Origin of the sequence: Acetivibrio mesophilus (assembly GCF_004102745.1) — a bacterium.
Classification (GTDB): Bacteria; Bacillota; Clostridia; order Acetivibrionales; family Acetivibrionaceae; genus Hungateiclostridium; species Hungateiclostridium mesophilum.
Genome location: NZ_RLII01000046.1, coordinates 1 through 10,851 on the forward strand (window position 1 = coordinate 1; position 10,851 = coordinate 10,851).

Sequence of the window (10,851 nt, forward strand, 5' to 3'; positions counted from 1 at the left end):
TGCCCACTTTCAAGCCGGGTTTGTATTAATTCCGCCCACTTAGATAATTGTTGTTCAGATGTTACTTTTTGCATGTCTATACAATCACTCCGTTTAATTATTTCTACAGTGATTGTATCAACTACGTAACTATTCTACTATGTAACGATCTATTTGACGCTTACGTATCAACTGCTCAACTATTCTACTATGTGACGATCTATTTGACGCTTACAAAGAACCTCGGCTGTATGTTTGCCTACAAGCCGAGGATTTTTGTTATTTAATATAGAGATAGTTCATTTGATTATTTGGAATTTGATACAACTATTCTGAAGTTATTTTACTCAGATGATATTTAGCAACTGTAAACATCAATTTCATAGAACTTCTACAAATGCATAGACTCTCATTTAAAAGATTTAAACTTTAAAATTGCACCTAAGCAGTAACCAACAGTTACATCATTATCAGCTTCTGTTCCTTCTCATCTGCTGTACTAGGGATCGTTTTTACGTAATTAAGAACACTTCTTCAAGTTGTTTTACAATTTGCTCAATTTCCTCAGTATTCCTGAAAAAAGAAATTCCCAGCACAAATACATGTATTATAACATAAAGCTGTACAACTCTTTGGCTTATATTGACCAATAATATTCAACCAAGCTTCTTTAATTATTGTCACATCGAAGTATTTCTGTCATTTCAATATTTATAATCAGGTTCTGATGTATTCAAATTTTCATCCACATGCAGCGATTTTTGCCAAACAAGAAGTAATTAAGGCAATATATATCAGCAGGTAAATCCATAAAAATATTCTTGATTCCGAGCTCTAAAAGTATTGAAATAGCTTCATTATCTGCGTCAATAGCACTAATGGAACTTCGCCATCCTCTTGACGATTAATACAGATTTTTTCATTAAAAAAAGCAAAACTTCCGAACTAACCACTACATGTTTCATATAATAGTGTTTAACTAAATCATTATAAGTTTCATCACCACGTTCCAAATATTTTTATTTTTCAGTAGTCTCTGTCCACCTATTCCTGTGTTCAATCATCCTTTTAAGGCTTATTTATCCATTCCCAATTTACTTCTGATACAATTATCTACAAAGTATATCTTCTCCATTGGAAGCATATGTAAATCAAAATTCCCTTTTTGAATCATGATATTATACTTGCAAACATCTTCGGATATATCTGTGATTTTGAAAATCCATTTTTCCACGTACTTTTTAACTATATCGTCTTTTATCCCAAGTTGAATCGTCCTTCTCCCAATAGGATTGCCATAAATATCCCTATCTGGATCCCACTGACATCTAACGGGTGAAGATATCAAATCACGCTTCCATTCTTCATAAGACAAATAAACACTTGAGTTATAAGTAGAAAGTACTGCTTTTGATAATATTTCATTAAAGCCTTCTTTCAAAATATCAATGGCTAATATTCTTTCTTGATTTTTTTTAGTTCCCCAGCCCGATCTATACATCATCCACAGAAAAGATGGTTTTATCCACGTCATCCTATCAATCTTAAATGACGGGCCGAATGTCCCTAGCCTCAAACACTCTTCAGCTATTTTGCTATTATATGCTTGGTAAACTCTTATCGTTTTATCATTATACTGTGCATAAATCTCATTGGATTCGTGCATAAATTAACACTCCAAAAATTAAAATTTAACACTATTTAAATTAATTAACCTCTTCATCATATATTTTTTTGATATAATCAATAGAACCAATAATCCAATATCTTTCTTCCTTCGGAATATACTCAAAAAAATCTTTATATTCACCCTCCCATTTATCTGGTACATATCTTTCAAATGGTAAAGTTTCTGGATAACATGAGTATAATATTTTACTGTCGAAGTCCACTAACAAGCTAGGTACTAACTCAAGTATAGTATTATAATCACTTTTTAACACTAGTTCTTTTAGTTCTCTACTTTCTGTTTTAAAGTCCTCAATTTTTTTTATGAATACATCTACTGTTTCCTCATTAACTATTGGTATATTAAATCTAAAACTAAAAAAATCTTCTTGAATAATAGAGCCATATCCATTCTGAATATATTCGTCTCTTCTTTTTACAGCATCTAATATCCAAAAATCTCGTTCTGTAACGTACCATGAAAACATACCTTTATGTATGACACCAACAATAATATTCTTAGCGTATTCAGGCTTATATTTCAATTTATAACCTCCTTAATAAATCTCCGCTTTTCTTTCATTTTCTCACTTAATCTTAGATTTTCACTTACTTCAAAACAAGTCATTCGGACAGATATTGTATTGCTGCACAATTATGGATGATAATGTGTATCCCAATGAAACTGTGTCCTCTTTTCAATATCACGGCCATTGGTATCCACATAAACTCCAGCAACAAACCTCCTAAATCCAACTGGGTCAATGCCCTTAATTCCTTCATTCTGTCTGTTCGTGAGGTGGATGTCAGTCAAGCTCTATCACGGGGTCTTAGCCCTTATGGTGTAAATTCATCCCGACTATCCGGCTCATCTTGTCAAAGTGCAAATCTATCATTCAATGTGAAAACATCAGTTTTACTTTTACCGCTTGATTATATATCCCATCGCTTGAGTATCACTGTCAAGAGTCGGCTCAAGCCCAACGCAGTCTTCCCCTTGACTGGCCTACGAGAGAGATGTATTCTTTCATATGAGATATAGATTATGCTGCTTTTGCTTCCGGTCTTTTTATATCGCTGAGCATCTTTTGTGGATCGTACACTATGTCTTTCGTCTGTATCGCATAAAATATCCGTATTAGCTTATTGCTCAATGCAACCAAAGACTGCATCTTCTTCAAGGGTCTTTCCTTCCTGGTCGTATAGTATTGGTGTAAGGCTCCGAATTCCTCATTCGTAGACAGCAAAGGCATACAAATAGTATCGAAGCTACTTCCTTCCTCGTTTGCATATGGTTGTCTGTCCCTTATATTTACCGGAACTATTCTATTTGAGGCTTAGCCCGGATAGCTTTTGTATCAGCTTTGGATGATTGAATCTAGAGATATCACCTACCTCCGCTAGAAGGCCTGCAGCTACCATGAGGCATACACCTTTGATCTCTATCATCTTCTCATACCACGGAATCTGCTTTGCCAATTCCTCAATTAGAGTCATTGTTCTTTCAATCTGTCGCATTTTGCTCCCATAGTCTTCAAGCAACATTGAGAGTTCATTTTCTGCAGATACCCCCCGATGTCCCAATGGAAGTCTTAGCGGATTCAAAAAGTTTCTCGGCTCTCTTTATTCCTACAGCCCTTATCTTGTGTTTCTTCCAGATAGCTATGATACCTTCAATGCCTTTTTCAATAACCTTTTTGGGTGTCGGTCATTCACTCAGTATCAACAGAGCAGCCTTTCCCTCCCAAGCGTCAAACACCTTGGTGATTTCAGGGTAATGGATACATATCCACCGACTGATACGGTTCCTGATAGCTGAAAGTTCTTTTACAAGCCGCCATCGGCTGTCCATGGCCAACCGTAGCTCCTTGTAAATGCCTTCCAGAATATATAGCTCAATATATCTCCCATCCTTGACCAGCATTGCTATGCTTTTTGGGTCTTTTCGGTCATTCTTGGTTGGATTGTTAGCATCAAGTTCTTTACTTTTCTTCACATAATGTGGATTTACTAATACAATGCTCATCCCGGTCTTCTTAGTATTCTCAGCTAGGTTGAACCAATAGTGTCCTGTCGGCTCCATTCCGAGTATCACCTCAGTAAAGCCGTTGGATTTTGCTATCTTCGCTGTCCATTCTTCGAACTTTGCAATTCCTTTAGCATTGTTATAGAAAATCAACAGCTTTCCATACTCTACGCCTCTGAAATTGAAAGCTCTAGCGTAATGCTTCTCACTACCAATATCAATTCCAAAGATCAACGTTGTCTCTTTAATTCGCAAAATCTTTTCATTCTGTGTATAATTCATATTGGATGCCTCCTGTGTTTTTGATTTGTGGTTACTTGGTCGCAACTCACATTTCAAATTTTACAGTCAGGCATCTATTTTTTCAAAGGTCATTTTGATTCTTTATAGGAATACTCCTATTTATAATTGTAAGAGAGTGTTTACTCTCTTACAATTATAATACTATTTTTCATAATATGTAATTATTTAATTATTCTATAATTAATTATATTTTCTTCTAGCCATTCTATCCAAGGTTCAGGTAGTTCATATGATGTTCCAGGCGTTTTAGGATCTGTTACTTTTGGTGCAGTCCCTCCTTGATTATTGATATTAGTTTTATACCCTTGTTGAGGTACTAAGTTTTCCTTTAGTAAATCATCAAACCATTTAGGAACTTCCATTTCAATAATTATTCCACCTTGTCTATTTTTATCCCCAAAGTATAGAGCATGTTCTAAATTATACGCACTAATATTTAAATCTGCTTTTTTATCAGGTATACTAATTGTCCCATCTTCATTAATTATTATTCTTTCTTGACTAGCTTTAGGATAAGTTCCACCTTGAACTCTGTAATATTTAACAGTATCACCCGTTCCCTCACTACAAGGTCTATAACTATTATATAATTCCTGCTACCATATCTCAATCAAAAAAGAATTATCTTCCATCTCTTTGCTTTCAGATTATAAAATCAGTTCTTGTCGTCAGCCTTTTCATATGGCCTGTATTCCGTCTTGGTTTTCATCATGCCGTAGATTATCCTCACAAGACGCCTTGCCACGCACACAAGCGCCTGTGGCTTGTTCTTGCCCTCTTTAACCTTCTGCTCAAAATACTCCCTGAATACCGGGTGTCTTGGCTTTCCTGACGCCGATACTGCTACCATCTGGATTGCGAGAAAGTGAAATATCGCATTTAATGCCCTGTTGCCATTCCTGCACCTTTGGTCTTTTCCCTTTCCGGCAGAGCTGAATTGCACCGGTGCCAAGCCCATAAACCGGGCCAGCTTGTCTGAATCGGGGAAACGGTTAATATCCCCGATTTCAGATATAATTTGCGCTTCTGTAACAAGATCGATTCCCGGCATTGTATGTAGCTTATAGCCTGTCAAAGGTATCAGCTTTCTTAGTTCATCGTCAATTTCGGCAATCAACTCCTTGTTGTGCCTGATATCCTTTACGATGTTTCTGACTATAAAATCCCTTTCAGGTTGATAATCCTTCCTTGTGTCTCCATCCCTTTCAATCATGGATATAATCTCATGAATGCGCTGTATTTTAAGTGCCTGATGCACTGGCTTTATTGTCTGATATATTTCTTCCGGTGTTGTGTTCCATATATACTCCGGTGACGGGTAGTTCTCCCAGAAACATAAAGCACTCTTGGAATCAATCATGGCAAAGAATTTCCTGTAGGATGGGTAGCTATAAGCAAGCTGGCTGTGGAGCTGGTTCTTGTTCATCACATTGCTCTTTACAAGCAAATCCCGCCTTTTAACTATCTGCCGGATTGTCCAGAATATATCCTCATGTTTGGCATCCTGCAGAGTGTCCACCATATCCCGGAGAACCCTTGCCACACAATAGGCATCATAGGAGTCATCCTTGTAAATGATAGGGTTTGCCAGTCTTACAGCGCTTGTATAGGCAGGGTTAACGTGCTTGACTTCAAACTTCCTGCCGACCAGATAGGCAGCAAGGTTTCTGCCGAATCCTCTGGTATCTTCAAGTCCGAATACAATTTCCTTTGTACCGCAAATCTTCCTTACATCTTCAACGAATGCAGGGAATCTGGATGGTCTGTTCTCAAAGTTAACCTCACCCAGTTTATTCATCCAACAATCTATAACAACTGCACAGTGGGTATCCTTGTGCATATCAATTCCAACAAAGCAGGTATTTCGTTTATGATAAATGTCTATCCTCTCCTTTTCCAATGTCTCCACCACTCATACCGGCAACCTCAATTTAAGAGCGTTAGATTCGATTAGGGACATTTCTTGTAAAGAAGTGTCCCTTGACCTTAATCCTCGCAAGGGAACGCCAACCTATCTATTCCTAGTGTGACAAATTACGTGATTTCAGGCATCACGAGCCTTAGTTCAAATTTCTTAATGTTCTTTTACTGCTTCGCTTGGACATAAATTTCTTAATGCTTCTGACCAATAAATTTCTGTATTGATAACTGCAGCAGCCTTTCAAATTCCTCTTTATTTGCCCTTTCTGTTTCAACAAAGCTTACGGCTGCAACCTACGCTTTTACGTTTCAGGGAGCAATACAGAGGCCTTTTTACTGGCTGCTAAACCTTCTTCCAGCCTTTTGCCTGTAAACTTTCCCGTGTATAATCCTCCAGCCTGTAGTTCTCCATGGTTTTTCTGCACTTGATGTTTTCGTACAGAATTAAATCCCCTTTGAGAACCAGCTTCTTTATCCAGCCGCTGGGCAACGATTTTTCCCATACTTCACTTTGAATACTGGTAAAATACAACTCCAGCGCCCTTTCAATAATAGCATTGGCACCAGCCAAACCTTCTTGCTCGGCAAGTGCCTTGGCTTTATTCAATAAAGCTTCCTCTATGGTTGTGGTAATCTTTGCTCTCACACTTTCACCCCTTCCTACGGTTAAAGCCTTTATTCCGTAGTAACATTCATCACTCTGAACCGCTGATATAGCAAGTCAATTATGCTTCTAAATGCAATATTTCTAAGGGTTTCTGAGGTTGAACACTGTCCATGTCAAAGCTTTTCTCAGTCAGAGAAGAATTTTCAGTCCGCTCATTTTTGAGCGGTCTCACCCCAAGTATTGCTTAGGCTCAAATTGGGTTCTGTAGCAATGAAATAAGCAGCAATCACCTCAGCTAAATATGGGTTCTATGGTGGCTTTGGCTGAAATTTCAGCAGACTATCTTGCTTCCAGAGCTACTGCCCATGAGAGCGTTGCTCCGTTTTTCGGTGTTATAGGTTTATCCCAGGTACCCTGACCATCTACACGCACTATCACCCTGTAGTCGGTCATATCCTCCATCCAACCGGGAACATTGGAACGGTCAAGAGCGATCTCTTTCCTCATGCCTATGGCATACTGGCTAAGATCTGCGAGGATTAAATCTCCCTTAGCACCCAATGCGGGGCATTTCTCAGTGAATAAAACCTCTTTACCCAGAAGTGTGAATTTCCCGCTCTCTTCCCTGAATACCGGTATCTGAGCGCCACTGGTACCAATGGTGATAGTCATGGTAAGTAATTGTGGTATTACCGATGGATTGGCAAGCCATACCGCATTTGTAAAGCAGGACGGAGCAAGCCTTGAGAACATATTGACCACGTTTTGATAGGTAATTGTGGCTGCTGCTTGAGAGTCCTCTTTATTTACAGTAATCAGTGCCGGGTCATTTATAATACCAAGAGGCTGGCCTTCACCGGTTCCGTTGATAAATGCATAGTCCATGTACCAGCCCAATCCTTTAATAAGCGCTCCAGCTAACATTTCCTCAAAGGACATACCATCTGCAATGAGTTCATTGGATGCCTGTGAGAAGCAGGCCAGCTTCTTGGCTTTTAACTGGATCAGCCTTAGCTTGGCTGTTTTTCGTGTGCCTGTCTGACCTTCCTCCAGCCATTCTCCTGAGATATCGCCGAATAGGTGATTGGTTCTGTCTGCTCCATCGAAGGCTGGTACTTTCTTTGTTTCACTTCCCATTGCCCATACTGTTGCTCTGGGACGGATGATTTCATTCTCCAGAGATTTATCCATCAGGAAGGCTCCGTATTCCTCCGGAACGGAATATCCGCCGAATTCGGGTATTCCTTCCACCATACTGGCATTTATCAGCCTGTTGTCTTCAAGGTTTGAAGCTACATCGATCATTGCTTTAAGCCTGCCTGCGTTTTCAGACTGCATGGCATGGCGCACTAATTCTTTCCTCGTGGCTTCATCTTCTATCCGGCTTGCTTCTGCGAGCATTTCCCTTGCTGTTTTTATAGCAAACTGCATAAGTTCCCCGGTTTCTCTCTTCCAGCAGCAACCGTCATATACCAGCCAGTATTTGAAAGCCGGGCAATACCTTATGATTTCACCAAACCGGTCACGCAGCCTTTCTGCATTCCCGCTGTCTGTCCTATGGTAATGCTTCTTCACCGGAGGATTTAGCTGGTATCGGCTGACGCTGTGCGCTATCTTTCTAACTTCCGCTTCATCAAGCGGAGGATTGCACCTTGCATTGTTTTCTGCAAGTAATGCCGCATAGATGCTCTCTTCTGTCATTCCTCTTCCTCTCATGGTTCCTGCAAGGCTTGTCAGGGTACTGTTCCGACTACCTTCCATAATCTCGACTGCAATACTGCTACCTTCAAAGGGTGTAAGCAATACTTTCTCCCTTTCCATGAGCTTTAATAACCATGCTGGAGCTTCTGCCGGGGTTCTCTCAAAGGGAGAATGTCCTTCTAACCATTGGTACTGATTACCGCTTACATGAATGCTTGGAGCCACGACAATCAGTCCACCTGTTGAACGCGTATCAAGACCCGGTGCAAACTTTGTTTTATTAGGAATGCTCCTGCCTTCTGGGTATTTAAAGACATAGTGTCGACCGCCACAACCGGTTAACAGCAGTAACCGTATCCGGAAGTTTTCCATGTGTTGATTCAAGAGCCGATAGAGTTTCATCACCGCCATCGTCCACATCAAGCACCAGCCAGCCGGATTTCTCACCTGTAGGAATGCCTATATTGGCATTGGGTGTTTTCGTCCACCATTTCTTTATTTGCTCAACATCAGTAGTGGAATTATTGTACCAGCCGGTATATAGCGGATGCTTTCCCTTGCTGTCGCAATCACTCCTTGCCTTGCAGGAGCAGGAACCATCTTCACAAATCCAATGCAAAGGCATAACTGGGATATTGGCTTCTGCATATTTTAATGCTGCGTCCATCATTGTCACTTTCAAATTCTCACCTCCTCCGAGAACATAAATAGAGCCTGACAAATAGCTTTTAAGACTATCTGCCAGGCTCTATAGGTGAGTCATTCGCTCCCTTTTTGGCTCTGTGCCAGATTTATTCACTTTTTACCCCGCCTTTTTCTCCAGCTTCACTTCAAAAACCTTTCTGCATACCGGACATTTGATTTCAACATCAGCATCAAATACTCTGTGATTACAATGAGGACAGCGGACAATGTACTTTTTCTTACTCACCTGCCTTCACCCCCGACTTCTTTAGCTTCATGAGTCTTGCCATTTTCATCATCACTGGATCTAATATCTCTCCAACCATGTAATGAACCATTGGTGAATAATTCTCCTTTGTTTCGTCAAACAGCTTCGAGAGAAGGTCATAGAGATTTTTTATGTCCTCTTCTGTGGCATCTGCTGTACTGATTTCAATGAAAATCTTGGTACCGTCACGCTTGGCAATATGGTCGCTCACATACTTCTCCAGAGCGTATCGTGCTATGCTTGATGTGGTGACGCTTGCCTCCGGCATTTGTGCTTGTAACTCATCAATGATAGCATCCAATTCATCCGATTGCCTTTGTGTAAGCCTTACCCGTAGCATACTATCCTTTTCTGTAGACATTTTTGCACCTCCTGTATTTCTTATTGGTTTAATTGTATCACAATGTATTACGTCTTGTCAAACGTAGATAAAAAAAGGCCACACCAGCCGATAGGGTGTGACCAATACTTATGCTTACTACTTTGAATTTGTTAATATGTAGAATAATCAGCTATAAACATATACATCAAAACCAACTTCAGCATCTATTCTACTCAAAAAATGAATAAATGGTTTTTTAAAGTACATTGCAGGCGTCTCATTATTTTCTATCTTTACAACAATCATAAACAGCATACTAACACAGAGTTTATCCTTTAGCTCTACTAATTTCTCCGTTTTAAATTCCAACAAAGACATTATTTTTTCAAGTTGTACATTGATATCAAGTGATTCTTCGTAACCTGTGTTAATGCTCCATGATGTATCTTTCCACGTATTCCTCCCATTCTTTGTAGGCTCACCCTTTAAATGCGTTTCTGTTGGCGATAAACCTAACTCTTCCGATATTACACATGGGTCAAAATTCTCTCCATAAATGCTAAATCTAACCATAACGCTTGTCTTGTCCATTAATCATCCCCCTATCGGCCTATGCTTTCATAGGTTGGAATAAATTCTTTAGAACCATTTTTTAGAATCCAAAGTTCCCCATTTTTATCGACATATATATTATATTTTGAAATGTCTGCTCCGTCACCAAGTGTATCATACTTTAGTGAATGGGGGTCAATTCCATTTTTCTTAAGGTAATTCGTATCCACTCTTTTAGGATTTACTGGAGTTGGAGTATTATATCTTGCAGCCTTATTATGTACCAATACATTTATATCAGAAACATAATAAGTATGCCAATCCTGTACCTCAAAATTATAAACCTTCACAGGCTCTTTCAAGTCAACACGTTCAAGTTTTGTAACCTTAACATTCTCACCTGACTTAAGCCTTAATACATCGCCTTCGTTTAGTTCACCAGCTAGCACCCAGCCTTTTTCTTCAACCCAGAAAGGATGCTCCTCGGTTGTCTCAATCATCGTATCACCTGTATAGACATGTACCAAGGTGTACTTATCATGAATAAAAGTGTTTACTACCTTCTTGAGACCTTTCTCGCCTGTTTCAGGGTTTTCCGACCATACATAATCTCCAATTTTAATTTCTTCTATGGGGCTTTGCCCATATTCAGTTGGTATAAGTGTTCCAGCAGTAAAACAACCACTACCAGTACTACTCGTTCCCTCACTACAAGGACTATAACTATTATATAATTCCTGTTACCATATCTCAATCAAAAAAGAATTATCTTCCAACCCTCGGTTTCCAGAATATAAAATCAGTTCTTGTCATCAGTCTTT

At 39.3% G+C, this 10,851-nt stretch carries 11 protein-coding genes and 1 pseudogene; all 12 read right to left on the bottom strand.

Annotated features, from left to right (window positions below; genetic code table 11):
• Window positions 1-1,054 precede the first annotated feature (1,054 nt).
• The gene (locus tag EFD62_RS16540; protein ID WP_069196188.1) at window positions 1,055-1,645 is read right to left on the bottom strand and encodes a DUF4291 domain-containing protein; all 591 of its coding nucleotides are present in this window, start codon (window positions 1,643-1,645) and stop codon (window positions 1,055-1,057) included.
• Between the two features lie 40 nt (window positions 1,646-1,685).
• Window positions 1,686-2,192: a hypothetical protein gene (locus EFD62_RS16545; protein WP_038291456.1), complete on the bottom strand. Its 507-nt coding sequence runs from the start codon at window positions 2,190-2,192 to the stop codon at window positions 1,686-1,688.
• 498 nt (window positions 2,193-2,690) lie between these two features.
• Window positions 2,691-3,955 (bottom strand): annotated as a pseudogene (locus EFD62_RS16550) (IS110 family RNA-guided transposase).
• Window positions 3,956-4,137: 182 nt separating this feature from the next.
• The gene (locus EFD62_RS16555) at window positions 4,138-4,338 is read right to left on the bottom strand and encodes a hypothetical protein (RefSeq protein ID WP_128706522.1); all 201 of its coding nucleotides are present in this window, start codon (window positions 4,336-4,338) and stop codon (window positions 4,138-4,140) included.
• Between the two features lie 293 nt (window positions 4,339-4,631).
• Window positions 4,632-5,888 carry an IS110-like element ISCth6 family transposase gene (locus EFD62_RS16560; protein ID WP_128706523.1) on the bottom strand — a complete coding sequence of 419 codons (1,257 nt, stop codon included), beginning with the start codon at window positions 5,886-5,888 and terminating at the stop codon, window positions 4,632-4,634.
• Between the two features lie 351 nt (window positions 5,889-6,239).
• Window positions 6,240-6,542, bottom strand: a complete 303-nt coding sequence (locus tag EFD62_RS16565; RefSeq protein ID WP_194087102.1) for a hypothetical protein — start codon at window positions 6,540-6,542, stop codon at window positions 6,240-6,242.
• A gap of 300 nt (window positions 6,543-6,842) precedes the next feature.
• On the bottom strand, window positions 6,843-8,624 hold the full coding sequence (locus EFD62_RS16570; RefSeq protein WP_328590692.1) for a phage major capsid protein: 1,782 nt from the start codon (window positions 8,622-8,624) through the stop codon (window positions 6,843-6,845).
• Complete coding sequence (locus EFD62_RS18145) at window positions 8,512-8,880, bottom strand: bifunctional DNA primase/polymerase (protein WP_235832692.1); 369 nt, start codon at window positions 8,878-8,880, stop codon at window positions 8,512-8,514. Before EFD62_RS18145 ends, EFD62_RS16570 begins: the two co-directional genes overlap by 113 nt.
• Window positions 8,881-9,006: 126 nt before the next feature.
• Window positions 9,007-9,135 (bottom strand): hypothetical protein, encoded by a 129-nt coding sequence (locus EFD62_RS18240; protein ID WP_268919987.1) that lies wholly within the window; start codon window positions 9,133-9,135, stop codon window positions 9,007-9,009.
• Window positions 9,128-9,517: a hypothetical protein gene (locus EFD62_RS16580; RefSeq protein WP_128706525.1), complete on the bottom strand. Its 390-nt coding sequence runs from the start codon at window positions 9,515-9,517 to the stop codon at window positions 9,128-9,130. The genes EFD62_RS18240 and EFD62_RS16580 overlap by 8 nt, the downstream gene beginning before the upstream one ends.
• 147 nt (window positions 9,518-9,664) lie before the next feature.
• The gene (locus EFD62_RS16585; protein WP_128706526.1) at window positions 9,665-10,069 is read right to left on the bottom strand and encodes a DUF4279 domain-containing protein; all 405 of its coding nucleotides are present in this window, start codon (window positions 10,067-10,069) and stop codon (window positions 9,665-9,667) included.
• Between the two features lie 11 nt (window positions 10,070-10,080).
• On the bottom strand, window positions 10,081-10,689 hold the full coding sequence (locus tag EFD62_RS18150) for a polymorphic toxin-type HINT domain-containing protein (RefSeq protein WP_268919988.1): 609 nt from the start codon (window positions 10,687-10,689) through the stop codon (window positions 10,081-10,083).
• Window positions 10,690-10,851 lie beyond the last annotated feature (162 nt).

Coding starts and splice junctions, on each gene's coding strand:
- EFD62_RS16540 (WP_069196188.1), bottom strand. CDS start 1,645: ATGCACGAATCCAATGAGATTTATGCACAGTATAATGATAAAACGATA.
- EFD62_RS16555 (WP_128706522.1), bottom strand. CDS start 4,338: ATGGAAGTTCCTAAATGGTTTGATGATTTACTAAAGGAAAACTTAGTA.
- EFD62_RS16570 (WP_328590692.1), bottom strand. CDS start 8,624: ATGTGGACGATGGCGGTGATGAAACTCTATCGGCTCTTGAATCAACAC.
- EFD62_RS16580 (WP_128706525.1), bottom strand. CDS start 9,517: ATGTCTACAGAAAAGGATAGTATGCTACGGGTAAGGCTTACACAAAGG.
- EFD62_RS16585 (WP_128706526.1), bottom strand. CDS start 10,069: ATGGACAAGACAAGCGTTATGGTTAGATTTAGCATTTATGGAGAGAAT.